Source organism: Streptomyces sp. NPDC001728, assembly GCF_040297565.1.
Classification (GTDB): domain Bacteria; phylum Actinomycetota; class Actinomycetes; order Streptomycetales; family Streptomycetaceae; genus Streptomyces.
The window spans coordinates 100,190-124,958 of record NZ_JBEOZK010000012.1; the positions used below are offsets into that span (position 1 = coordinate 100,190).

A 24,769-nucleotide genomic window follows, 5' to 3' on the forward strand; every position below is an offset into this window, starting at 1 on the left:
GGCGGCGTCCCGCGGTCGGCCCCCGTACGCCTCAGGAGGCGGGGGCCGCCAGTTTCTGCACCCAGATCGTGCCGCGGGGACCGGGCACCGACGCCACTCCGGTGTCCCGGTACCGGCAGTCGAGCATGTTGTCCTCGTGCGCCGCGCCGTCCGTCCAGTCCTCGACGACGGACGCGGGGTCGGTGGTCCCCCGGTCCAGGTTCTCGGCCCACGCGCTCCAGTCGTAACCGGCGGCGGTGATCCGCGTGTCCGCGAAGTCGCCCTCGGGGCTGGCGTGTCCGTAGTAGCCGCGGGCGGCCATGTCGCGCGCGTGGACGCGGGCCGCGCCGGAGAGCCGGGAGTCGACGCGCAGCGGCGGGCAACCCGCCTCGGCCCGCAGCCTGTTCACCAGCCCCGTCACCCGCTCCTCCGCGCTGGGCGCGGGAGGCGTGGGGCGCGAGGAGGCGGGAGGCGCGGAGGTGGGGGCGGGCAGGTGGGCGGTGACCGTAGGACTCGGGGTCGGGGCCGGTGCCGGGGCCGACCGGGTCGGGACCGGCGGGCGGGTCGCCGGGGGCGCGGCGGGCGCCACGCGCGCGTGGGGCTCCTCCGGGGGTACGAGCAGGGCGACCGCCCCGAGCACGGCGACGGCCGCCGCGCCGGCGAGGACGGAGCGCCGGACCGGCGTCCACCGGGCACCGTGGCCGGGCGCGACGGGCTCCGGCGGGACGCCCCGCGTAAGGGGTTCGAGGGGTACGGACTCCAGAGGTACGGCACGACCTGCGGACTCCAGCGGCATCGCCTGCCCGGCAGGGTCCAGGGCCACCGTCCGTGCCGTCTCGCCACTGATGAAGGTCAGCGCGAGGGGCGGTACGAGGCCGATGCCGACGAGCAGGCCCTCCACCGGGGCGAGGCCACCTCGTCCGGGCGCGCTCCCTGCGCAGGCGGCGCAGTTCCGCAGATGGCGGGCGACCCGTTTGCGCCAGAGCGGGGACGGGCGGCCGTCCCAGGCCGTGAGGGTCTCGCCGAGGTCCGGGCACGCCGGCACGGCGTCCAGGGCGCGGACGACGGCCCGGCCGGTCTCCAGGCGTTCCCTCATCCGCTGGACGCGGACGGCGGCGTGCTGCGGGGAGATCCCGCCGAGGCCCTCCGCGAGTTCGGCGCGGGTCAGCTCGCCCGCGGCCTCCAGCCACCACAGGGCGAGGAGTTCCCGGTCGTCCTCGTCGAGCCAGCGGGTCGCGCGGGCGACGTCGCGGCGCTGCCCGGAGAGGCCGAGCCGGAGGATGGTGAGTTCGGTGAAGTCGCCGGCCGGATCGGCGAGGTCGGCGGCCCGGTCGAGGCCGGGCACGGGCTCCTCGCGGCGTTCGCGCCAGCGGCGCCGTATCCCGTTCATGGCGATGGCGACGAGCCATGACCTGAAGCGGCCGGGGTCGCGGAGACCGGTCAGGCCGTCGAGGGCCCGGACCATCGTCTCCTGGACGATGTCGTCGGTGTCGGCGTGGCCGTCGAGGGCCCGTCCGACGATGTTGTGGACGAGGGGCAGGTACGCGCGTACCAGCGCGTCCCTGGCGTGCGCGTCACCGGCCCTCGCCGCCTCCACCAGTGCGGTGGTGCGGCGCTCGTCGCTGTGCATGGGTCTGCTCCCTCATCCCTGGTCCGAATCCCCCGTCGTTCGGAGACCCGTGGGCGCGGGAGGGATAACACTTCTCTCGGTGCCGGCTCGCCGCGTCGCGGCCAGGGCCTGTCTGACCATGCGCGTCGGATCAGGCCTGGGCGTTCGGTGCGTGCGATCGGTGCGCGGTCGGGGCGCCCTCGTAGCGGAGCCGCTTGGGCGTTGCGGCCGTGCGGCGAGCGGTGCGTGCCGGGCGGGCCGGACCCGGCGGAAATCGTCAGAAAGGCCCTAGGCCGGTGGGACGGGCAGGCGCGGGACCGTGGCCCCGTTCCCCTCCCGGACGGCTGCCACGACGGCGTCGTGGAGATCGCGGCTCTCCTCCTCCGTCTCGCACGGAACGGGACTTCCCGACATGGTGAACCAGTCGGATGCGCCGCTGTACTGCACGGCCACGCGTGCTTCCCGGTCGGCCCAGGTCGTGTGCACGGTCAGATCTCCCGTGACGACGCCTGCCTCGTCGGTCAGCACCCCACCACGCCCGGTGTAGACACCGGCGGTCGTCCAAGATGCCCAGCTCATCCATCCAGGTTCACACCCGAACGGCGGATGCGCCACCGACGGGACCGCCCCGGCCGGAATGATTCCGGCCGGGGCGGTACGGGGCGCGCGCCGGATCAGGCGAGGGACGCGACGGCCTCGTTGAAGGTGGCGGACGGGCGCATCACGGCCGCGGCCCTGGCCGGGTCGGGCTGGTAGTAGCCGCCGATCTCGGCCGGGGAGCCCTGGACGGCGACGAGCTCGTCGACGATCTTCCGCTCGTTGGCGGCGAGGGTCTCGGCCAGCGGGGCGAAGGCCTTGGCCAGCTCCGTGTCCTCGGTCTGGGCGGCCAGCTCCTGGGCCCAGTACAGGGCCAGGTAGAAGTGGCTGCCGCGGTTGTCGATACCACCGAGGCGACGGGTCGGCGACTTGTCCTCGTTGAGGAAGGTGCCGGTGGCGCGGTCGAGGGTGTCGGCGAGGACCTGGGCACGGGCGTTGCCCGTGGTGGTCGCGAGGTGCTCGAAGCTGGCGGCCAGGGCGAAGAACTCGCCGAGGCTGTCCCAGCGGAGGTAGTTCTCCTTGACGAGCTGCTGGACGTGCTTCGGGGCGGAGCCGCCGGCGCCGGTCTCGAAGAGGCCGCCGCCCGCCATCAGCGGGACGACCGACAGCATCTTGGCGCTGGTGCCCAGCTCCAGGATGGGGAAGAGGTCGGTCAGGTAGTCGCGGAGGACGTTGCCGGTGACGGAGATGGTGTCCTCGCCGCGGCGGATGCGCTCCAGGGAGAACTTCGTGGCCTCGACCGGGGACAGGATCTGGATGTCCAGGCCCTCGGTGTCGTGCTCCGGCAGGTACTGCTTCACCTTGGCGATGATCTGCGCGTCGTGGCCGCGGCTCTCGTCCAGCCAGAAGACGGCCGGGGAGCCGGTGGCGCGGGCGCGGGTGACCGCGAGCTTGACCCAGTCCTGGATGGGCAGGTCCTTGGTCTGGCAGGCGCGGAAGATGTCGCCCTCGGCGACCTCCTGCTCCAGGACGACGTTGCCCTCGGAGTCGACGAGGCGGACGGTGCCGGCCTGCGCGATCTCGAAGGTCTTGTCGTGGGAGCCGTACTCCTCGGCCTTCTGCGCCATGAGGCCGACGTTCGGGACGGAGCCCATGGTCGACGGGTCGAAGGCGCCGTGGGCGCGGCAGTCCTCGATGACCGCCTGGTACACGCCGGAGTAGCTGTGGTCCGGCAGGACGGCGAGGGTGTCGGCCTCCTGGCCGTCCGGGCCCCACATGTGGCCGGAGGTGCGGATCATGGCCGGCATCGAGGCGTCGACGATGACGTCGGACGGCACGTGCAGGTTGGTGATGCCCTTGTCGGAGTCGACCATCGCCAGGGCGGGGCCGTCGGCGAGCTCGGCCTCGAAGGAGGCCTTGATCTCGGCGCCGAGGCCGTGCGGGATGGCGTCCAGGCCGCCCAGGACGGTGCCGAGGCCGTCGTTCGGGGACAGGCCGGCGGCGGCGAGCACCTCGCCGTACTTGGCGAAGGTGGCCGGGAAGAAGGCGCGCACGACGTGGCCGAAGACGATCGGGTCGGAGACCTTCATCATCGTGGCCTTGAGGTGCACGGAGAAGAGCACGTCCTCGGCCTTGGCGCGGGCGACCTGCTCGCCGAGGAAGGTGCGCAGGGCGGCGGCGCGCATGACGGCGGCGTCGACGACCTCGCCGGCGATGACCTTCAGCGGCTCGCGGAGCTCGCTGACGGTGCCGTCGGCGGCGGTGAACTCGAAGCGGAGGGTGTCGTCCTCCGCGATGACTGCGGACTTCTCCGTGGAGGCGAAGTCGTTCTCGTCCATCGTGGCGACGTTGGTCTTGGACTCGGAGGTCCAGGCGCCCATGCGGTGCGGGTGGGTCTTGGCGTAGTTCTTGACCGAGCCCGGCGCGCGGCGGTCGGAGTTGCCCTCGCGCAGGACCGGGTTGACGGCCGAGCCCTTGATCTTGTCGTAGCGGGCGCGGACGTCCTTGTCCTGGTCCGTCTTCGGGTCGTCCGGGTAGTCCGGGAGGGCGTAGCCCTGCGCCTGGAGCTCGGCGACCGCGGCCTTGAGCTGCGGGATCGACGCCGAGACGTTCGGCAGCTTGATGATGTTGGCGCCGGGCGTCTTGGCCAGGTCACCGAGCTCGGAGAGGGCGTCGGCGATGCGCTGGTCCTCCTCCAGGAACTCGGGGAAGACGGCGATGATGCGGCCCGCGAGGGAGATGTCCCGCGTCTCGACCGTGACGCCTGCCTGCGAGGCATACGCCTGGATCACGGGCAGGAACGAGTACGTCGCCAGGGCGGGCGCCTCGTCAGTGTGGGTGTAGATGATGGTCGAGTCAGTCACCAGGGTTCTCCAGCTCCACGTCTGCGTATGCGAGATTGCTCGACATCAAGATATCTCCTGATCGAGGTCATCGGTAAAGGGCCCCACGAGCTCTCCGTCCCCGGGGGCTCCGGCGGCCTCCACGAAGGGGCCGCCGAGACGGTACGGGGCGGCGGCGCCGTCGAGGTCGACGCGGCGCAGCAGGGCGATGGCGACCAGTCCCGCCGCCGCGACCGCACCGGCGGCGAGCGCCTGCCCGCAGCGGTGGGCGAGGCGCAGCTCGGCGGGGTCGTAGGGGGCGGTGGTCGGCAGGGCGAGGGTGTCGCCGAGGAGCCAGAGGCCGATGCCGAGCCCTGCGGCGGCGAGGAGGGCGAGCGGCACGGTCACCGGGAGGCCGGGCAGGGCGGGGCCCCGGCGGGCGCCGCGGCGCACCTTGCCCTTGCGGGCGAGGACGGCGAGGAGTCCGCAGAAGACGGCGAGGACGACCAGGGCGGCGGCGATGACGTCGCCGGGCCGGTGCTGGCCCGCGGCGACGGTGTAGGCGCCGACGGCGACGGCCCAGAGCGTCGCGGTGCCGACGGCGAGGCTGCGCAGCCGGTAGGGGACGACGAGGAGCAGGCCGAGGGCGATGCCCAGGGCGAGGGTGGTCTGGGCGCTGGGGAAGCCGCTGGGGACGAGTGCCCCGCCGGGGTCGACGAGCCGGGGGCGGGGTGCGTAACGCTGGAGCAGTCCGGTGACGGCGAGGGCGGTGACGACCGCACCGGCGGCGAGTCCGGTGGGGACGTACCGCTTGCGTATGAGGCCGACGGCGACCAGGAGGACGCAGCCGAGGACCAGGGACAGGGTGGTGAGTCCGGCGAGGGAGGGGTGCTCGCGGAGCAGGGTGGCGGCGGCGGTGTCGGCGCGCCTGCCGGTCACGGCGGCGTCGCCCCAGCGGCGGCCCGTCGCGGTGAGCACGAGACCGGCGTAGACGACGGTGAGGAGGAGGACGGCCCCGAGGCAGGCGCGCCGGGTCCGGATGCGGACCCTGGTGCTGAACGATCCCGCGGCCTCGCCCGCCACGGCGGCGTACCACCAGGTGTCACCGGTCTCCAGCGGCCTCGGGGTGCCGCCCGCGCGGGGCCTGTCGTAGGAAGCCATGCCCCGATTCGAACCCACGCGCGGCTGCCCCGCCCGCTGGACTCACCCGAACGACACGCCGGGTACGGGAACCGGCGGGCGGTGCCCTCGTCCGGTCGGGAGACCGCAGGCATCCTCCGGGGGGGAGAGTTCCACATGTCGCTGCCGCGCAAGATCGGTATCGGACTGGTCGTCCTGATCGCGTTCGGTTTCCTGGCACCGAACGGCTGGTACATCCTGGGCGCGGTCGTGCTCGGGCTGGTGATCGCCGCGTTCGTCGCCTTCGAGGCGATGAGCGAGTCGCACGACTCGTGCCGCCGGGACGAGGGCCGCCGTTTCCGTCCGGGCCGTCCAGCTCGTGGGTGGACGCCGACGAGGATGGCGACGACGCCGCCGAGTCCGATGAGCGCCCAGAGGACGGTGTGGCGGGAGGGGAACTGGAGGTAGGCGACCGTGAGGAGGACGACCGCCAGGACGTACAGCAGGGTCCACCGGCGCGGTGCCCCGGCCGCGGCGAGCGGCCGGTTCGCCTGGCGCAGCGGCATCGTCGACCCCCTTGCCGGGTCGGACGCAGTCGGGAGCGCCCTGGTCGCGGTCACGGACCCATGCGGTGTCCATTCTCCGGGGCGCCCGGGGCGGGTGCATCTCGGCGGCGGTCTCGGGGCGGTTCCGCCGGGGTGACCCGGTGCGTGGGCCCGCCTCGCGGGGCGAGGGGGTGTCAGGAGGAGGCGCGGACCACGAGTTCCGTCGGGAGCATCCGTCGGGGCTGCTCCTCCGGGTCGCCGGGTGCGGCGATCTCCTGGAGCAGCAGCCGGGCCATGGTGCGGCCCATCTCCTCGATGGGCTGGCGGACGCTCGTCAGCGGCGGGTCCATGTGCCGGGCGACGGCCGAGTCGTCGACGCCGACGAGGGCCACGTCCTCGGGGACCCGGCGCCCCGCCTCGCGCAGCACCCCGCGCGCGCCCGCGGCCATCACGTCGGAGGCGGCGAACACGGCGTCCAGGCCGGGCCTGCGGTCGAGGAGTTCCCGCATGGCCCGCCGGCCGCCCTCCTCGGTGAAGTCCCCGTCGGCGACGAGCGCGTCGTCGGGGACGAGTCCGGCCCCGGTCAGGCCCTCGCGGTAGCCGTCGAGCCGGCAGCGGGCCACGTACATGTCGAGGGGTCCGGTGATGGTGGCGATCACGCGCCGGCCGCGCCCCGCGAGGTGGGCGACGGCGGTCCGTCCGGCGCCGGTGTTGTCGGAGTCGACGAAGGCGACGCGTTCGTCCTCGGTGCGACGGCCGTTGAGGACGGCGGGCAGGCCGAGGGCGCGGACCTGGTCGGGCAGCGGGTCCTCGCCGTGCACGGAGACGAGGAGGACACCGTCGACGCGCTGGGCGGCGAGGTACTGCTCGAAGCGCTGGCGCTCCTGTTCGCTGCGGATCAGGGTGAGCAGCAACTGCTTGTCGGCGTCGGCGAGTTCACTGCTGACGCCGCGGATGATGTCGAGGAAGTACGGCTCCGCGAAGAGCCGGGCCTCGGTCTCGGGGATCACCAGGGCGACGGCGTCGGTACGGCTGCCGGCCAGGGCGCGCGCGGCACGGTTGGGGACGTAACCCAGTTCGGCGACGGCCCGCTCGACGGCGGCCTTGGCCTGCTCGCTCACCCGGGGGGAGCCGTTGATGACCCGGGACACGGTGCCGCGGCCGACTCCCGCCCTGGCCGCGACCTCCTCCAGGGTGGGCCTGCCGGTCTGCCGCCCGCTCGACGCCATGTGCCGCTTCTCCCCTCGGGCCGCCGCCCCGCCTGCCTGTGCGTGCGAACCTATCAGGCGGGAGGGCGGCCCCCGGGGCCGTGGACGGCGGCTCAGGCGCCGGTCGGGGCCAGCTCCGCCATGGCGCCCCAGCCCTGCTGCGGCACCTCGACGTTGATGATCTCGGGGGTGCCGGCGATGGCTCCGGCCATGGCCTCCAGACCGGCCTTGAAGTGCGCGGAGGCGACGTGGGCGGCGCCCGCTTCGGCGTCGGTGAAGGCCTCCAGGAGGACGAAGACGTTCGGGTCGTCGACGCTGCGGGACCAGTCGAAGAAGAGGTTGCCGGGCTCCTCGCGGGTGGCGCGGGTGAAGTCGGCGACCAGGTCGAGCCAGCGGTCGGCGTGGTCGGGGCGGGCGGTGAACCGGACGGCGATGAAGATCATGCGTCCAGCCTGCGGCCCTCCGGCGGGCGCCGCCAGCCGGCCCCCTCAGGATTCCGGCAGGGCCGGAAAGTCCGGTACGGCGCGGGCGAGGGCCGCCCGGATCACGCCCTGCCGCCGGCCGAAGTCGGCGGTCGGCAGCGAGACGGAGAGCGCGTGCACGATGCCGTCGCCGCGCTCGGGCAGGGTCACGGCGAGACAGGTGTACGCGAGGTCCGCCTCACCCACCGACACGGCGAAGCCCTGCCCGCGCACCCGGTCGACCTCGGCCTCGAAGCGCTCGGCGCTGGTGATGGTGCGCTCGGTGAACCGGGCCATCCCGTGCTCCGCCAGATAGCGGCGGCGCAGCGGGCGCGGCAGGGCGGCGAGCAGCGCCTTGCCGTGGGCGGTGGCGTGCGCGCGGTCCTCGGGGCCGGGGGTGAAGGGGTGGGCGGCGTCGGTGACCGGGGCGGTGGTGTCGACGACGGTGATCAGACCGTCGCGGTACGCGGTGTGGTACGCCTCCGCGCCAGTGGCCCTGCGCAGCCGGCCGAGGAGCTCGCCGGTCCCGGCGCCGAGCCCGTGGTGCCGCTGGTGGGAGCGGTAGAGGGCCGGGACGCGTGGTCCGGGGGCGTACCCCTCGGCGGTGCGGACGAGGTAGCCGCGGGCGAGGAGGGGGCCGGTGAGGTGGTACACGGTGGAAAGGGCGCAGCCGAGCCGCCGGGCGAGCGCCTTCGCCCCGACGGGCCGGTCGGCGTCGGCGACGGCGTCGAGGACGGCGAGGGCCCGGTCGACGGACCGGGGCCCGGAGCTCGGGGACGGATCAGGCACCGCTCCAGCTTAGACGCGCGACGTCCGGACACCGGGCGGAAGCACGGTCGCACGGACCGCCCCCGGGCAGGGGACAGCGGCCCGGACACCGGGCGGAAGCACGGTCGCACGGACCGCCCCCGGGCAGGGGACAGCGGCCCGGACACCGGGCGGGAGCGCGGTCGCACGGACCGCCGCATGGCCGCCGGGCGGGAACGCGGTCGCGTGCCTCGCGGCCCCGCCCGGCACTCTCCGCACCCGCACCCCTCCCCTCCGTATCCCCGCAGGTCAACCTGCCTTATGTGCATAAGACACTCTTTCGGCGTACCGTCGAGTGGTTCCCCCCCCCATCCTCGACGCCACGGGAGAGCGTGTGCCCCGCTCCAGGACCGACCATGCCCCGCTGCCCCGGCAGGGGCGCCGTCCTCGCCTCCGGACGGCGGCGATCGCGACGGGTGTGGTCGCCGTCGCCGCGGGCGGCCTGTACGTCGCGGGCCTCGCCGCGACCGGCGACGACATATCCGCCGGCACCCGTGTCGACGGCGTGGACATCGGCGGCATGAGCCGTGCGCAGGCCCAGGCCAAGCTGGCGGCCGAGGCCCCGGCCTCGTGGAACGCGCCGATACCCGTGCGGGTCGGCGACAGCGCCACCACCGTGGCCCCGGCCGCCGCCGGCCTCACCGTGGACCTCGCGAAGACCGCCGACCTGGCCGCCGACCCGGCCCGTGACCCCTTCACCGTCATCGGGCGGCTCTTCTCGTCCGGCGAGCGCGACATCCGGCCCGTCTACGCGTACGACGCCGCCAAGGCGAACGCCACCGTGTCGGCGCTGGCCGAGAAGAACGACCGGGCGGTACGCGAGGGGTCCGTGGCCTTCCACGACGGCAAGGCCGTCGCGACGCACCCGGTGACGGGACAGAAGCTGGACACCGGTCAGGCCGTCGAGACCCTGCGCGCCGCCTACCCCGCCGCCGGCGCCTCGGCGGTGAACCTGCCCGTCACGATGACCGAGCCGAAGCTGCCCGCGACCGAGGTGTCCCGCTTCCTCGACACCTACGCGAAGCCGGCCGTCTCCGGCCCGGTGACCCTCACCGCGGGCCAGGAGCGGCTGCGGATCTCCCCCGTGACGCTGAGCGACCACCTCACCGTGAAGACGGAGAACGGCCGGCTCACCCCCAGGCTCGACGCGGAGGCGCTGCTGCGCGACCCGGACGTGGCCCGGCCGCTCGCCGCGCTGACCGGCGCGCCCGTCGAGGCGAGCCTCGGGGTCAGGGACGGCAAGGTCGTGGTGGAGTCCGAGGGCCGGCCGGGGCACGAGGTGACCGCGAAGGCCCTCGGGGACGCCGTACGCCCGCTGCTCACCAAGTCCGGTACGGCCGCGCGGACCGCGCCGGTCGCCACCACCGTCACCGAGCCCGAGCTGAGCGCGGGCTCCCTCGCGCGGCTCGGCATCACCGAGCAGATGTCGACGTTCACGGTGAACTTCCCGAGCGCGCCGTACCGGACGACGAACATCGGCCGGGCGGCCGAGCTGATCAACGGCTCGCTGGTACAGCCGGGCGAGGTGTGGAGCTTCAACAAGACGGTCGGCGAGCGGACCGCGGACAACGGCTTCGTCGACGGCACCATGATCCTGGACGGCCAGTACCGGTCGGCGCCCGGCGGTGGCGTCTCGGCCATGGCCACCACCATGTTCAACGCGATGTTCTTCGCCGGGGTGAAGCCCGTGGAGTACGGCGCCCACTCCTTCTACATCGAGCGCTACCCGGCCGGCCGTGAGGCGACCGTCGCGTGGGGCCAGCTGGACCTCAAGTTCCGCAACGACACCGGCAAGCCGATCTACATCAAGGCGGGCGCGACCGACACCTCGGTCACGGTGAGCTTCCTGGGCACGAAGAAGTACGACTCCGTGGAGGCGGTCGCGGGACCGCGCACCAACCTCACACAGCCCTCCAAGCGCGAGGGCACCGGTGAGGCCTGTGTGCCGCAGCCGCCCCTCGAAGGCTTCGACATCTCCGTGGACCGGGTGTTCAAGAACGGCGGCGCCGAGGTCAAGCGGGAGACCTTCAAGACCCACTACACGCCGCGCGACGAGGTGATCTGCAAGTAGCGCGGGCGACGGCTCGGGGGCGCGTACGGCAGATGACCGGCACGCGTCCGCCGGGGGGGGTAGGGATGAGGCGCCCGGGGTCTTCCCGTGACGGAAGGGTGTCTTCCCGTACCGCCGGGGCATGACTCCGGAGCGCGGCCCGCCAGGTCCCCGGGGCCCGCCCCCGCAGAACCGTCGGAGGCCCGCCTTGGCAGTGCGCAGCGATCCCATCGAGCGGCTGCTCGGCGACGCGGCCCGCTCGGGTGTGTACCCCGGCGCCGCGTGGGCCGTGGGTGACGCCCGTGGCACCCTGTCGGACGGCGCCGTCGGACTCCTCGACCCGGCACGCCCCGGGGAGCCGATGCGCCCCGACACCCTGTTCGACGTCGCGAGCCTCACCAAGATCCTCTCCGTGTGGGCCGTGACCGGGACCCTCGTGGACGCCGGGAAGCTCGACCTCGTGGCGCCGCTCGGCTCCTACTGGCCCGAGACGGCGGGGCGGCCCCTCGCCGGGGTCACGGCACACCACCTCCTCACCCACACCGCGGGCCTGCCGCTCCGCGCCAACCTCCGGCACCTGTACGGCTCCGATCCGCAGGACGTCAGGGACGGCGTCCTCGCGGAGCCGCTGCGGCACCGGCCGGGGGAAGCCGTCGCGTACACCGACCGGGCGGCGCTGGTCCTCGGCTACCTCGCCGAACACCTCACCCGCACCCCGCTCCCCCGGCTCGCCGGGGAACGTGTCTGGGCCCCGCTCGCCATGCGGGAGACCCGGTACGGTCCGCTGCCCGCGGCGATCAGGGAGCGGTGCGCGCCCACCGAGTACGACGAGGGCACGGGCGCCCCGCTCCGGGGCACCGTCCACGACTTCTCGGCCCGGCTGCTCGGCGGGGCCTGCGGGATCGCCGGGGTCTTCACCACCACCGCGGACGTCGGCGGGTTCCTGCGCCATCTGCTCGCCCCCGTACCCGGCACCTTCTCCGCCGACTGGACCGCCGACTCGCTCCGGGTCCGCACCGGTGAACTCGACCCGCCGCGCGGGCTGTTCTGGCACCCGGCGCCGGGCACGGATCCGGCGGACGGCGTCTGGGCGCACTTCGGCTTCACGGGTACGGGGATGTGGGTGTCACCGGCCCGCGGGCGCTGGGCGGTCCTGCTCACCAACCGGCTCCGCCTCACCCGTGACCCGGGCCCGCTGGCCAGGGTGAGGGACGCCTTCCGGGCGCTGGCCTTCCCCTGACCGCCGGAGTCGGCCGCCCGCGTCCTCCGCGTCCCGGTCGTCCCAGGGACGTCCCGGGCATTCCCGGGTGCCGTCCGGGACGGCCGTGGACGGCCCTCGCACCGGGCCGGGTTGCTACGTTCCTGCGGGAAGGGCCTCCAGGCCTTCGAGGCTCTCCGTGATCCGCTTGGCCAGGTTGTGCTCCCGGGCCAGCCGAAGGCAGTTCTCCCAGGTCTCGCGGGCTGCCTCCCACTCGGCGAAGTGGTGGTGGGCGCGGGCGGTGAAGACCAGACAGTCGGCGGTCCCGCCGACATCGTTCATCCGGTGCCGAATGCCGAGCGCCTCCACGAGGGCGGCGAAGGCCTCGTCGCGGTGCCCCAGACCACGGAGGATGTCGCCGTACTTGGTGAGAGAGGTGGCCAGGAACAGCCAGTGGCCGTCCGCGCGCAGCAGCTCGATCACGTTGAGGAAGTCCACCGCCGCCCCTTCGAGATCGCCGAGCAGCTGCCGGGCGTCCGCGATCCGGCTGAGGACCAGGGCCTGCCCCCGGCTGCCGCCGTGCTCCCGGGGGAGGTCGTGTTCGGCCTTCCGGTAGAGGTCGCGGGAGAGTTCGGCGTGGGAGAGCGCCCGTTCGGCGTCCTCGATCTGGGCGTAGAGGGACGACATGTTGCCGAGGATGGACGCCTGGGCCAGTACGTCCCCGCGCTCGGTGAACAGCTCCAGGGCGATGCGGAGGTGGTCGAGGCAGGCCTCGTTGCGGAAGGCCATGCCGTGGGCGACGGCCATGCGCCGGTGCAGCCAGGCCTGGCCCAGCGTGTCGCCATGGGTGCGGGCGATGTCCATGGCCTGCCCGAGGCAGGTGTCCCACTCGGCCGTCCACCAGTGCGTACCGGCGTAGCCGAAGAGTCCGACGGCGAGCCGCCAGGCGAGGTCGGAACGGCCCAGCTCCCCGGCGCGGGTCAGGGCGTCCTGGATGGCGGGGAGTTCCTTGGCGGTCCAGCGGATCGCCTCGTCGTCGGCGGCGAACTCGGGCAGGGCCAGGGCCGTCCCGGTCTCTCCGTCGAGGGGTGGCGGGGACTGTGTCTCGCGGGTGGCCACCCGCGAGGCGGTGGCGAGGGCCGTGGCGTACCAGGAGAGCAGGCGCAGGACGGCCGTGGTGCGTTCGGCCTCGGTGTCCTCCTCCTCGCCCCGGTGCCACGCGTACTCGCCGAGGAGGTCGTGGAGCACGTACCGGTCGGGTTCCGGGGTGAGGACGAGATGGGCGTCGGCCAGGACGTCGAGCACGGCGGCGGCGCGGCCCTCGGTGATGTCGAGCAGCGCGGCGGCGGACTGGGGGGTGACCTGGTGGCCGGACCAGTTCCGGCCGAGGAGCCGGAAGGCGCGGGCGCCCTCGCGTTCCAGGGGCTGGTCACTGTCCCGCATGGCCACGTAGCTCATGGCGAAGGTCCGCTGGACGTCGAAGTCGCCCATGGCGAGGGTCTCCAGCCTGCCCCGGTGCGGGGTGAGGCGCTTCGCGAGGAGCGCGAGCGGCCAGGAGGGGCGGGAGGCGAGCCGGCCGCCGACGATGTGGAGGGCGAGCGGCAGCCCGCCGCAGGCGTCCATGATGTCGGCCAGCGCCTCGGGCTCCTGCCCCACGCGCTCCGCGCCGGCGAGCCGGGCGAGGAGGGCGTGCTGGTCCCGGGCGGCCAGCGGGTCGAGCGGGACCGTGACGGCGCCCGGCAGGTCGGCGAGCAGCTGGCGGCTGGTGATCAGGGCGGCGCTGGGCCCGCCGGCGGGGAGCAGGGGCGCGACGTGGGCGGCGCTGCGCGCGTTGTCGAGGACGAGCAGGACCCGGCGCTCGGCGAGCGCGGCGCGGAAGAGGAGGGCGCGGTCGTCGGTGTCCTCGGGCAGGGTGTCGTGGCGCACCCCGAGGTCCGAGAGGAAGCGGGCGAGCAGTTCGTGGGCCGTCCGCGCGCCGTCGACGCAGTAGCCGCGCAGGTCGGCGTAGAGGGCGCCGTCGGGGAACGCGTCACGGACGCGGTGGGCCACGTGGACGGCGAGGGCGGTCTTGCCGATGCCGCCCATGCCGGAGACGACGACGGGCCGGACACGCGCGGGCGCCTCCGGCTCGCCGCCGACGCCGGACGCACTGCCGGTGCCGTACGAACCCCCGGTGCCGTACGAACCCCCGGTGCCGTACGAACCCCCGGTGCCGTACGAACCCCCGGTGCCGTACGAACCCCCGGTTGTGGCCGGGCTCCCGAGCCCGGAGACGCCTCCGGTCCCGGACGCGGCCCCGCCGCCCCCCTCGTCCCGTGCCCCCGGCGCGCCGAGCAGCGCCCGTACCCTCGCCACCTCGGCCGTACGGCCCGTGAAGGTGTCGCCCTCGCACGGCAGCTGGAAGGGCGGGCGCGGGGCGGCGGTGCGCGCCTGGGCGCGCGGGCGGGGGCCCGGGTCCCCGGCGAGGACCTCCTGGTGGGCCCGCTGGACGGCGACGCCCGGTTCGGTACCGAGTTCGTCGACGAGGCTCCGGCGCAGCCGGTGGTAGACGGCGAAGGCCTCGGCCTGCCGGCCGGACCGGTGCAGGGCGAGCATCAGCCGCCGGTGGAAGCCCTCGCGCAGCGGGTGCTCGGCGGCGAGGGTGCTGAGCGGGGCGACGGCGTCGTGGTGCCGCCCCAGGCACAGTTCGGCGTCGAAGCTCCACTCCAGGGCCTGGAGGCGGGCCTCCGCGAGCTGGTGGACGCGGAGCAGGGGCCCCTCGGCCTCGGCGAAGGGGGCGAGGTCGGCGAGGGGCGTGCCGCGCCACAGGCCCACGGCGAGCGCGGCCTCGCGGCGGACGCCCTCCCAGTCCTCCCGCCGGTGCGCGAGCTGGACGGCCCTGACGTGGCCCTCGAAGACGTCGGCGTCGAGTTCGCCCTCGTGGACGAGTAGTTGGTAGCCGGGGGCGACGGTGCGCAGGCGTTCCCCGGGCCCCCGGTCGACGGTGGCGAGGGTGCGGCGCAGCCGGGTGAGGTGGTTGGCGAGGGCGGCGTCGGCGCTGGCGGGGACGGAGGCGCCCCAGAGGGCCTCCTTGAGGGCGTCCCGGGAGACGGTGCGGTTGGCCTGGAGGAGGAGTGCCGCGAGGAGCACCCGGACCTTGGGGCCCGGCACCGGTCTCAGCTCCGTCCCGTCGTGGACGACGAGCGACCCGAGCAGCCCGAACTTCACCACCATGCCCCCGCATCAAGGTAGGCGGGCCCGCCCGCCTACCGGCGGTTCCCGACGGGTCCCATCGTACGGTTCGGCACCCCTTGATTGATCAAACCGGCCCCGGGTTACCATATGAGCGCCGCCTAGCTCGAAAGATAATCTTGTGACTGTCAATGACGACTCGTTCACCAGTTGGAAGAACCGCGAGGAGATCGCGGAGTCGATGATCCCGATCATCGGGAAGCTGCACCGGGAGCAGGACGTCACCGTCCTGGTCCACAGCCGCTCCCTGGTGAACAAGTCGGTGGTCAGCATCCTCAAGACCCACCGGTTCGCCCGGCAGATCGACGGCGAGGAGCTCTCGGTCACCGAGACGCTCCCGTTCCTCCAGACGCTCACGACCCTCGACCTCGGCCCGTGCCAGATCGACATCGGTGTGCTGGCCGCCGACTTCAAGACCGACAGCCGCGGTCTGACGGTCGAGGCGTTCACCGCCGAGGCCGTGGCCGGTGCCACCGGCGAGAACAAGATCGAGCGCCGTGACGGCCGCGACGTCGTCCTCTACGGCTTCGGCCGCATCGGCCGCCTCGTCGCCCGCCTCCTCATCGAGAAGGCCGGCTCGGGCAACGGTCTGCGCCTGCGCGCGATCGTCGTGCGCGGCGGTGGCGACCAGGACCTGGTGAAGCGCGCCTCCCTGCTGCGCCGCGACTCGATCCACGGCCAGTTCCAGGGCACGATCACCGTCGACGAGGCGAACAGCACCATCGTCGCCAACGGCAACACGATCAAGGTGATCTACGCCAACGACCCCTCCGAGGTCGACTACACGGCGTACGGCATCGAGAACGCCATCCTCATCGACAACACCGGCAAGTGGCGCGACCGCGAGGGCCTTTCGAAGCACCTGCGCCCCGGCATCGAGAAGGTCGTCCTGACCGCGCCCGGCAAGGGTGACGTGCCGAACATCGTGCACGGCGTCAACCACGACACCATCAAGCCGGACGAGCAGATCCTGTCCTGCGCCTCCTGCACCACCAACGCGATCGTCCCGCCGCTGAAGGCGATGGACGACGAGTACGGCGTGCTGCGCGGCCACGTGGAGACGGTCCACTCGTTCACGAACGACCAGAACCTCCTGGACAACTACCACAAGGCCGACCGCCGCGGCCGTTCCGCGCCGCTCAACATGGTGATCACCGAGACCGGTGCCGCCTCGGCCGTCGCGAAGGCGCTGCCGGAGCTCAAGGCCCCGATCACCGGCAGCTCGATCCGCGTCCCCGTCCCGGACGTCTCGATCGCGATCCTGAGCCTGCGACTGGGCCGCGAGACCACCCGCGAAGAGGTGCTGGAGTACCTGCGCGACGTCTCGCTGCACTCGCCGCTGAAGCGTCAGATCGACTTCACCACGGCCCCCGACGCCGTCTCGATGGACTTCGTGGGCTCGCGCCACGCGTCGATCGTCGACGCCGGCGCGACCAAGGTCGACGGCGACAACGCGATCCTCTACCTGTGGTACGACAACGAGTTCGGCTACTCGTGCCAGGTGATCCGCGTGGTCCAGCACGTGTCCGGCGTGGAGTACCCGACCTTCCCGTCCCCGGCGGTCTGATCTCCACCCGTTCCACAGCACGGCGGCGCGCCGCACCCCATGTACGGGGTGCGGCGCGCCGCCGTTCGCCGTCGAATAGCCATTTCCGTGCACCCACGGCGACAACGTGCTACAGTTATCAGCAGTTGCAGTCGTGGTTCCCAAAGAAACTTACAAGTGCCTTTGACGATTCGACATCGTCAGGCACTTTCTGTGTTTTCGGTGCAGTTTTCCGGACGGGGCAATCATCACGGCGACGCCGGGAGTCGCACAGTGCGGCTTCCAGGGCTACGCCCCGAAGGAGATTTGACATGGCTAACGGCACCGTGAAGTGGTTCAACGCTGAAAAGGGCTTCGGCTTCATCGAGCAGGAGGGTGGCGGCCCGGACGTCTTCGCCCACTACTCCAACATCGCCACCTCTGGCTTCCGTGAGCTCCAGGAAGGCCAGAAGGTGACCTTCGACGTCACGCAGGGCCAGAAGGGCCCGCAGGCGGAGAACATCCTCCCCGCCTGACGTTGACACGTCCGACGCAGCTGGGGCCCTCACCCGTGTGGTGAGGGCCCCGGCTCGTTGCATTTCCAGGCATTTTTCAGCACTTCCAGGCTTATTCACGGGCCGGACACCCATTCTTCACCGTCGGTGTGGCCGGATCCGTACGCACCTGGCGTTCGGTACGTTCCAGAAATTCATGGGCCGTCCGCGGCCGGTCGCGAATTCCTCGAAGCGCACCGTTTTCGAGGAAGGGCCCGCATGAACACCACCCCCAGCACATCCGACGCCGCCGAGTCCGCCTCCGCCCCGAGCACGCCGGCCACCGGCTTCGCCGCGCTCGGTCTGCCCGCCGAGGTCCTCGCCGAGCTCACCCGGCTCGGGGTCGACGAGCCGTTCCCGATCCAGTCCGCGACCGTCCCCGACGCCCTCGCGGGCCGTGACGTCCTGGGACGCGGCCGGACCGGCTCCGGCAAGACCCTCGCCTTCGGGCTGCCCCTGCTCGTCCGCACCGCCGGGCGCCGCGCCGAGGCCCGTAAGCCCCTCGCGCTGGTCCTCGTCCCCACCCGTGAACTCGCCCAGCAGGTCACGGACGCGCTGGACCCCTTCGCCCGCGCCCTGAAGGTGCGCCTGGCCACCGTCGTCGGCGGCATGTCGATCGGCCGGCAGGCCACAGCCCTGCGCGACGGGGCCGAGGTCGTGATCGCCACCCCCGGCCGCCTGATGGACCTGGTCGAGCGCAAGGACTGCCGGCTGGAGCGGGTGGCCGTCACCGTCCTCGACGAGGCCGACCAGATGGCCGACATGGGCTTCATGCCCCAGGTCACCGAGATCATGGACCTGACGCCCCCCGGGGGTCAGCGGCTGCTGTTCTCCGCCACCCTCGACCGCAACGTCGACCTGCTCGTCGAGCGGTATCTGACGGACCCGGCCGTCCACTCGGTCGACCCCTCGTCCGCGACGGTCACCACCATGGACCACCACGTCCTCCTCGTGCACGGCGCCGACAAGTTCGCCACCGCCACGGAGATCGCCGCCCGCGACGGGCGGGTCATCATGTTCCTGGCCACCAAGGCCTCGGTCGACCGCTTCACCAAGCACCTCCTCGGCAGCGGCGTCCGCGCCGCCGCGCTGCACGGCGGCAAGTCCCAGCCGCTGCGGACCCGCACCCTGGACCGCTTCCGGTCGGGCGAGGTCCCCGTCCTGGTCGCCACCAACGTGGCCGCGCGCGGCATCCACGTCGACGAGCTCGACCTCGTCGTCAACATCGACCCGCCGGCCGACCACAAGGACTACGTCCACCGGGGCGGGCGCACCGCCCGCGCCGGCGAGTCCGGTGTCGTCGTCACCCTGGTGACCCCGGAGGAGCGACGCGAGGTGGCCCGTCTGATGGCGGACGCCGGCATCCGTCCCCTCGAGACCCGGGTGCGCTCGGGCGAGGCCGAGCTGAGCCGGATCACCGGCGCCCGGACCCCCTCGGGCGTTCCCGTGGACGGCAGCGCGCCCAGCAAGGAGGGCGTCAAGCGCGGCGGGGCCGCCTTCCGCGGCATGGGCACCGTCCCGGGCCGTCCCGGCCGTGCCAAGAACGAGTCCCGCCGGGCCGCCGAGGCCCGCAAGACCGCCGAGGCCCGCCAGGCCGCGCGGATCCGCCGCGGCAAGTGACCCCCGTGGGCGGCCACGTCCCCGGTGCGGGGCCCGGCCGTCCGGTGTCCCGTTCGGTCGCAGGACCTTGACCGTCGGGGAGGACGGCACGTCCGGCACACCGCGCATCAAGAGGGCCGGGACTGTGCGAGTCTCCCACCGGGTACCGGCGGACGTCACCCCGACGGCGCACCTGCCGTGCGGGGGCGTCCGGCCTCGTGGAAGGTGGCGGCATTCCGTCCGTCCCACGCGAGGTGTGTCCGATGAGTTCCATGGACGTCCCATCAGATCTGCCGAAACCGGAGGCACGGCCGGTGGCGAGGTCGGCGGCCACGCCCACCCTCACCTGGGTGACGCTGGCCCTCATGACCACCGCCTCGGTCGCCAGTCTGCGAGCCGCGCCGACCATGGCCGTCTACGGCCTGGCGTGCGTCTTCCTCTATCTCGTCCCGGCGATCGTGTTCCTGCTGCCGACCGCGCTGATCTCGGCCGAGCTGGCCTCGGGGTGGTCCGGCGGTGTGTACCGCTGGGTCGCGGAGGGACTCACGAAGCCCCTGGGGTTCCTCGCGGTGTGGTGCCAGTTCGCGATGACGATCTTCTACTACCCGAGCCTGCTGGCGTTCGTGGCCAGCACGATCGCGTACGTCATCGATCCCTCGCTCGCCGACAACGGCGTCTACACGGCGATCGTCATCATGGTCCTGTACTGGACCGGTGTCTGGGTCTCCTCGCGCGGCACGAAGGCGCTGGCCGGTCTTTCGAGCTGGGGCCTCGTCATCGGAACGCTCGTGCCCGGCACCATTCTCGTCGTCCTCGGCATGGTCTTCCTCGGCCAGGGCAACCCGTCCGCGGCGCCGATGAACAGCAGCCATCTGCTCCCCCAGTGGACGGGCCTGGCCAGCCTCGTGCTCATCGTCAACAACTTCCTCTCCTACTCCGGGATGGAGATGAACGCCGTTCACGTCTCCTCGCTGAAGGACCCGCCGAGGGAGTACCCGAAGTCGATGTTCCTGGCGATGGGACTCGTCCTGCTGATCTTCATCCTCCCCGCACTCGCGATCAGCTGGGTCGTCCCGGCGGACCAGCTCAGCCTGACCGCGGGCGTGATGCAGGCGTTCGACGCGTTCTTCTCGTACTTCGGTGTCGGCTGGATGACCCCGATCGCAGCCGTCATGCTGATCTCCGCCTCGCTGGCCGGCATGCTGACCTGGCTGGCCGGACCGTCCAAGGGCCTGCTGGAGATCTCGCGCAGCGAGGGCTATCTGCCGCCGTTCCTGCAGAAGCTCAACAAGTTCGGAATCCAGCAGAACATCCTCGTCACCCAGGGCGTCGTCACCTCGATCATCGCCCTGATGTACGCGCTCATCCCCAATGTGTCCAGCGTCTACTGGATCTTCTCGACGATCACCACGCAGGTGTACCTCATCGTCTACCTGCTGATGTTCGCCGCCGCCATGCGCCTGCGGAAGAACCAGCCCGACCACCCGCGCGGCTACCGGGCACCCGCCCTGGGGGTGCTGTGCTCCGTCGGTCTGCTCTCCTCGCTCGCGGCGCTCGCCATCGGCTTCGTCCCGCCCTCGCAGTTCGGCAGCGGCAGCGTCTGGTCGTACATCGTCATCGTCGGCGGCGGTCTGATCATCCTCGGCCTGCTCATCCCCTGGGCCTTCCTCAAGTTCCGCAAGCCGAGCTGGCGTTCCTCCGCCGCCCGCGGTGAGGCAGGGACCTCATGAGCCCCACCCGATTCGCCTCCGAGCACAAGTGGATCTACATCGGCGCGATCGTCATCCTCGTCGGGCTGGCCGTGACCGGTCTGATCCAGTACAGCAGCTTCAAGCGGACCGGCGCGACCGCCGACAAGGCGGCCCAGCTGAGCGAGGAGCTGGTGAAGGCCGGCTACCCGGCCCCCGACCTGGAGAACACCCAGCGCCTGCTGGGCACCGACGGCGGCCAGGTCTGCGCGGCCCCTGGCAACGCCCTCAGGAAGGCGCTCTACCGCATCGAGCAGATCTCCAACGGCGCCACCGGTCCGGGCATGCGTCCGGTCATCGCCGACACGAAGGCGGTGCAGGCGGAGCGGATCGTGCTCCAGGTCTACTGCCCCGACAAGCTCGACGAGTTCGACGAGGCGGTCGAGGACCTCAAGACGGACAGCACGGTACGACGGTAGGCACGCGACGTGCCGGGAGGAGGGGGCCCGGCCCGGGGCCCCCTCCTCCCGTCACGTCGCGTTCAGCGCCACCGTGGGGTGGAGGCGGGAGGCGCGGATCGCCGGGTAGAGCCCGGCGATCACCCCGATGGCGAGGGTGGCGGCCAGGCCGCCCGCCAGGGACCAGAGCGGCACCACCGCCGTCCACCCCTGCACCCGTGCGAAGCCGAACGTCGCCGCCGCCCCGAGGACCGCCCCCGTCGCCCCGCCCAGCACCGACAGGAGCAGCGACTCGGTGAGGAACTGGAGCCGGATCGCGGTGCGGGTCGCGCCGAGGGAGCGGCGCAGGCCGATCTCCTGACGGCGCTCCAGTACGGAGATGACCATGGTGTTGGCGACGCCGACGCCGCCGACCAGGAGGGCCACCGCGCCCAGTCCCAGCATCAGGGCGGTCAGGCCCTTGTCGGTCGCGGCCTTGGCGGCCAGGGCGTCGGAGGGCCTGGACACCTTGACGACCGACTCGTTCCCCGGGCTGATGGTGCGGGCCAGGACCGCCCGCACGTCCTCCACCGAGGCGTCCGTGGAGCGCTCGAAGACGGTGGTGGGGTGGCCGTCGAAGCCGAAGTGGCTTTCGGCGGCGGGGAATCCGACCATCGCGACCCGGTCGAGGCCGGGGACGAGTTCGATGGGCCGCAGGATGCCTATGACGACCACGCGGGTGTCGTTCATCATGATCGTCTCGCCGGTGCGGGTGACGCCGAGGCGGTCGGCGGCCACCGCTCCGAGGACCGTGACCGGCAGGCGTTCGCCGGCCGGGTCCAGCCAGGCGCCCTCGGCGACCTCGCCGCCGAGCGCGGCCAGGAGGTCGGTGCGGACCGCCTGGGTGGTGACGCCCGCGGTGCGCTCCTCGGGCACCAGGTCGCTGCGGCGGATGCGGGCGTCGACGTCGCCGGTCGCTGTGGCGTGCTGGACGGGGCCGATGCGCTCGACCATGGCGACGGCGTTCCTGGGCAGTCTCACCTCCCTTCCCTGGGCGTCCTTGCCGGCCTCGGCGGTGAGGAGGTTGGTGCCGAGCCGGTCGAGCCGCGCCATGAGGTCCGTCCGGCTCGACTCGGACAGACCGACGACCGCGACCATGGTCGCGATGCCGATGGCGATGCCGAGCGCGGAGAGCACCACGCGCGCGCGTCGGGCGCGGAGCCCGACGGCGCCGACCCGGAACACGTCGCTCACCGAGAGCCGGGCGGGCTTGAGGGCGCGGGGGGCGTGGGGGGCGTACGTGCCCGCTGCCTCGGTGGCGTTCCCCCCACGGGGGCTCGACGCCCGGTGGGTTCCTCTCACGGGGAGACCCCCTTCCCGGCGGTGGCGCCGCATTCGTCCGCGACGATCTCGCCGTCCCGGAAGCGGACCCTGCGCGGCAGCGAGGCCGCGATCCCGTTGTCGTGGGTGATCACGCAGATGGTCGTCCCCGACGCGTTCAGCTCGTGCAGCAGCTCGATGACGATCTCGCCCGACGCGGAGTCGAGCGCCCCCGTGGGTTCGTCCGCGAGCAGCAGCCGGGGGTCTCCGACGAGCGCGCGGGCGATGGCCACGCGCTGCTTCTCGCCGCCGGAGAGTTCGTTGGGCGTGTGGGAGCGGCGGTGGTCGAGCCGTACCCGGGCCAGGGCCTCCCGGGCCCGCGCGCGGCGTTCGCGCGCCGGCACGCCCGCGTAGAGCAGTCCGTCGGCGACGTTGTCGACGGCGTCGCGTCCCGCCGCGAGGTGGAAGTGCTGGAAGACGAAGCCGATGTGGCGGGCGCGCAGGGCGGAGAGCCGGGCGTCGGAGAGCGCGGACACGTCGTGGCCGGCGATCCGGACGGTGCCGCCGGTGGGTTTGTCGAGGGTGCCCATGACGTGCAGCATCGTGGACTTGCCGGAGCCGGACGGGCCGACGACGGCGAGCAGTTCGCCCTCGTCGACGGTGAGGTTCACCCCGCGCAGGGCGTGGACGCCGCCGGGGTACGACTTGGAGGCGTCGCGCAGTTCGATCACCGGGTCGGGGGTCATGACGCGGCCACTCCGACCTTCATGCCCTCGCGCAGGTCCGGGCCGCTGACCTCGATCTGCCCGTCGGCGGTCATGCCGGTCTCCACCCGGACGGTGGTCGTGGTGGTGCCCCGGACGATCTGGAGGCCGTAGCCGCCGTTCTCGCCGCGCAGGGCGAGGACCGCTTCGACGGGTACGGCGAGGACGCCCTCGCGGGCCTCGCTGACGAACTTCACGCTGGCCGTCGCCCTGGTGTCCTCGCCGGACACGGCCTTCGCGCCGCCGTCGAGGACGACCTCGACGACGATGCCCTCCTGGGAGGCAGGAGACCCGTCGGGGCCGGTCTCCTCGGGTCGTACGGTGCCCGCCACACGTCCGGCCACGCTCCTGCCGCTGGGCAGGGTGACCTCGACCTTGGTGCCCCGTGAGGTGAGCGCGCCGTCGGACTGGTCCAGTCGCGCCCGGACGACGGGGCTCGTGGAGGCCACCGTCAGGACGGCCGTGTCGGGGCCGACCCGGTCGGCGAGCGCCGCGTCGGCGGAGACCACCTTGACGCGACCGGGCTGGAAGACGACGTCGCCCCTGCCGACCCTGCCGGTGGGCTCGCGGTTCAGGAACTTCTGCCACCGTGTGACGGCGGCGGCGGTGTCCTCGTCGTACCGGGTGTCGACATGGAGGCCCGCGCCGTAGCCGAGGTCACGGAGGTTGCGCTCCAACTGGAGGACGTCGCTGCCCCGGTCGCCGGGTTTCATCTCGCGGAACATCGGGACCGGCCCGTAGAGGAGGCTGACCGGTTTGTCGTTCAGCTCGTAGAGCGCCTGTCCCCTGGTGAGCGTCCGGCCCTCGGGGGCGGCGACGGTGACCGTGCCCTCGGCGGCGGACCTGACGGCGCGCCGCTGGGCGAAGTCGAGGCTGCCGTCGACGGTCTTGGAGCGGACGAGGTCGGTGCGGACGACGACGGCGGTGGCGGGCGGCAGGTCGCCACCCTTCCCCGGGCCGCCGGAGCCGCCGTCGCCCCGGCCCCCGAGGACACCGAGGTCCCCGGCGTCGAGGAGCACGGCGCCTCCGGTGACGGCTGCGGCGACGGTGACCGCGGCGAGCGCGCGGAAGGCGGTGCGGCGCCTCACTGCATGCCGTCCAGGCCGTCGAGGAGCTTCGTCGCGCACGCCTCACGGGCCGCCTTGTACACCGGTGAGTGGCTGTCGATGGTCGGGGAGGCCGGGTTCGGGTCGCCGCCGGGCTGGGCGTTGCCGCCGCTCATCGTCGGGTTGGCGAACCGGGAGACTCCGTGGTCGCGCATGCAGGTGGCGTGCGCGAGCATCGACTCGTAGTCCTTCTGCTGGTCCCGCTCGGGTTCGGCCAGCATGACCTTCTGGAGTTCGGTCACGCAGACGCCGTTCTTCCCGCCCTTGGCGGCCTCCATCTGGCCGGGCCGCGACGCGATCTCGTCGACCTTCGCCCAGTCGAGGTGACCGCTGAGCTTCGGGTCCGGGTAGTCCTTGTAGCCGCCCTTGACGCGCATGCAGCGGACGTAGGCGAGCTGGGCGTCGTAGAAGGCGCTCTTCCCGGCGGGCCGGGTGCTCGGGCCGCCGTCGGCCTTCGTGGACGGCGAGGGCGCGGCGGTCTCCGGCACGGAGGCGATGTCCTCGCTCTTCCGCGCGCCGCCTGCGCCGTCGTCACCGCTGCCGCAGGCCGCGGAGAAGGCGAGGACGGGGAGCACGGCGAGCGCCGTCAGGCGCAGCCGGGCGGCGGCACGGGGGGTTGTCTTCGGGGTCATGCGCCCACCCTCGCCAGGGCACGTGATGACGGTTCCATGGCGACATGATGGGAACGTAACAATGCCCCCGACCTGCGGA

20 protein-coding genes are annotated in these 24,769 nt (G+C 73.0%); 8 read left to right on the forward strand and 12 right to left on the reverse strand.

The genetic code is table 11. The features are described 5' to 3' along the window. Positions 1-31 precede the first annotated feature (31 nt). The 4 genes from ABT154_RS19650 to ABT154_RS19665 all read right to left on the reverse strand — a co-directional run bounded on the left by ABT154_RS19650 (position 32) and on the right by ABT154_RS19665 (position 5,607). Positions 32-1,609, reverse strand: a complete 1,578-nt coding sequence (locus ABT154_RS19650; RefSeq protein WP_351858103.1) for a sigma-70 family RNA polymerase sigma factor — start codon at positions 1,607-1,609, stop codon at positions 32-34. A gap of 267 nt (positions 1,610-1,876) precedes the next feature. Continuing rightward, positions 1,877-2,167: a hypothetical protein gene (locus ABT154_RS19655; protein WP_317878773.1), complete on the reverse strand. Its 291-nt coding sequence runs from the start codon at positions 2,165-2,167 to the stop codon at positions 1,877-1,879. A gap of 95 nt (positions 2,168-2,262) precedes the next feature. Then, positions 2,263-4,488, reverse strand: coding sequence for an NADP-dependent isocitrate dehydrogenase (locus tag ABT154_RS19660; protein ID WP_351858104.1), 2,226 nt, complete (start codon positions 4,486-4,488; stop codon positions 2,263-2,265). 45 nt (positions 4,489-4,533) lie between these two features. Then, the gene (locus tag ABT154_RS19665; RefSeq protein ID WP_351858105.1) at positions 4,534-5,607 is read right to left on the reverse strand and encodes a phosphatase PAP2 family protein; all 1,074 of its coding nucleotides are present in this window, start codon (positions 5,605-5,607) and stop codon (positions 4,534-4,536) included. A gap of 135 nt (positions 5,608-5,742) precedes the next feature. Here ABT154_RS19665 and ABT154_RS19670 point away from each other — a divergent pair, with 135 nt between their 5' ends. Further along, entirely contained in the window at positions 5,743-6,033 is a 291-nt protein-coding gene (locus ABT154_RS19670; protein WP_351858106.1) for a hypothetical protein, read from the forward strand. 271 nt (positions 6,034-6,304) lie between these two features. Here the strand turns inward: ABT154_RS19670 and ABT154_RS19675 are convergent, their stop codons facing one another. The 3 genes from ABT154_RS19675 to ABT154_RS19685 form a co-directional block, all read right to left on the reverse strand. Further along, entirely contained in the window at positions 6,305-7,339 is a 1,035-nt protein-coding gene (locus ABT154_RS19675) for a LacI family DNA-binding transcriptional regulator (RefSeq protein ID WP_351858107.1), read from the reverse strand. 92 nt (positions 7,340-7,431) lie between these two features. After that, a complete protein-coding gene (locus ABT154_RS19680) occupies positions 7,432-7,761 on the reverse strand; it encodes a putative quinol monooxygenase (RefSeq protein WP_351858108.1) in 330 nt (109 codons plus the stop codon). A gap of 45 nt (positions 7,762-7,806) precedes the next feature. Further along, positions 7,807-8,568, reverse strand: coding sequence for an IclR family transcriptional regulator (locus ABT154_RS19685; RefSeq protein WP_351858109.1), 762 nt, complete (start codon positions 8,566-8,568; stop codon positions 7,807-7,809). Between the two features lie 352 nt (positions 8,569-8,920). On the opposite strand from ABT154_RS19685, the gene ABT154_RS19690 reads away from it, so the two are divergent. Both ABT154_RS19690 and ABT154_RS19695 read left to right on the forward strand, forming a co-directional pair. Further along, on the forward strand, positions 8,921-10,657 hold the full coding sequence (locus ABT154_RS19690) for a VanW family protein (RefSeq protein WP_351858110.1): 1,737 nt from the start codon (positions 8,921-8,923) through the stop codon (positions 10,655-10,657). A gap of 187 nt (positions 10,658-10,844) precedes the next feature. Next, positions 10,845-11,876, forward strand: a complete 1,032-nt coding sequence (locus tag ABT154_RS19695) for a serine hydrolase domain-containing protein (protein WP_351858111.1) — start codon at positions 10,845-10,847, stop codon at positions 11,874-11,876. Between the two features lie 114 nt (positions 11,877-11,990). On the opposite strand, the gene ABT154_RS19700 is transcribed toward ABT154_RS19695, so the two are convergent. Then, the gene (locus tag ABT154_RS19700; protein WP_351858112.1) at positions 11,991-15,047 is read right to left on the reverse strand and encodes an AfsR/SARP family transcriptional regulator; all 3,057 of its coding nucleotides are present in this window, start codon (positions 15,045-15,047) and stop codon (positions 11,991-11,993) included. Between the two features lie 139 nt (positions 15,048-15,186). Here ABT154_RS19700 and ABT154_RS19705 point away from each other — a divergent pair, with 139 nt between their 5' ends. From ABT154_RS19705 to ABT154_RS19725, 5 genes are all read left to right on the forward strand, one after another. Further along, positions 15,187-16,632: a glyceraldehyde-3-phosphate dehydrogenase gene (locus tag ABT154_RS19705; protein ID WP_351858113.1), complete on the forward strand. Its 1,446-nt coding sequence runs from the start codon at positions 15,187-15,189 to the stop codon at positions 16,630-16,632. A gap of 290 nt (positions 16,633-16,922) precedes the next feature. Further along, positions 16,923-17,126: a cold-shock protein gene (locus tag ABT154_RS19710; RefSeq protein WP_030218719.1), complete on the forward strand. Its 204-nt coding sequence runs from the start codon at positions 16,923-16,925 to the stop codon at positions 17,124-17,126. Positions 17,127-17,363: 237 nt separating this feature from the next. Continuing rightward, positions 17,364-18,764, forward strand: coding sequence for a DEAD/DEAH box helicase (locus tag ABT154_RS19715; RefSeq protein ID WP_351858114.1), 1,401 nt, complete (start codon positions 17,364-17,366; stop codon positions 18,762-18,764). A 242-nt stretch (positions 18,765-19,006) separates the two neighbouring features. Then, positions 19,007-20,473 carry a glutamate/gamma-aminobutyrate antiporter GadC gene (gadC, locus tag ABT154_RS19720; protein ID WP_351858115.1) on the forward strand — a complete coding sequence of 489 codons (1,467 nt, stop codon included), beginning with the start codon at positions 19,007-19,009 and terminating at the stop codon, positions 20,471-20,473. Continuing rightward, positions 20,470-20,910: a hypothetical protein gene (locus ABT154_RS19725; protein WP_351858116.1), complete on the forward strand. Its 441-nt coding sequence runs from the start codon at positions 20,470-20,472 to the stop codon at positions 20,908-20,910. The genes gadC and ABT154_RS19725 overlap by 4 nt, the downstream gene beginning before the upstream one ends. Before the next feature lie 51 nt (positions 20,911-20,961). On the opposite strand, the gene ABT154_RS19730 is transcribed toward ABT154_RS19725, so the two are convergent. The 4 genes from ABT154_RS19730 to ABT154_RS19745 are packed head-to-tail and all read right to left on the reverse strand — an operon-like array spanning position 20,962 to position 24,690. Then, positions 20,962-22,230, reverse strand: a complete 1,269-nt coding sequence (locus tag ABT154_RS19730; RefSeq protein WP_351858117.1) for an ABC transporter permease — start codon at positions 22,228-22,230, stop codon at positions 20,962-20,964. Then, complete coding sequence (locus tag ABT154_RS19735; RefSeq protein ID WP_351858118.1) at positions 22,227-22,934, reverse strand: ABC transporter ATP-binding protein; 708 nt, start codon at positions 22,932-22,934, stop codon at positions 22,227-22,229. The genes ABT154_RS19730 and ABT154_RS19735 overlap by 4 nt, the downstream gene beginning before the upstream one ends. Next, positions 22,931-24,040: a peptidoglycan-binding protein gene (locus ABT154_RS19740; RefSeq protein WP_351858119.1), complete on the reverse strand. Its 1,110-nt coding sequence runs from the start codon at positions 24,038-24,040 to the stop codon at positions 22,931-22,933. The genes ABT154_RS19735 and ABT154_RS19740 overlap by 4 nt, the downstream gene beginning before the upstream one ends. Next, positions 24,037-24,690 (reverse strand): hypothetical protein, encoded by a 654-nt coding sequence (locus ABT154_RS19745; protein WP_351858120.1) that lies wholly within the window; start codon positions 24,688-24,690, stop codon positions 24,037-24,039. Before ABT154_RS19745 ends, ABT154_RS19740 begins: the two co-directional genes overlap by 4 nt. Positions 24,691-24,769: the final 79 nt, after the last annotated feature.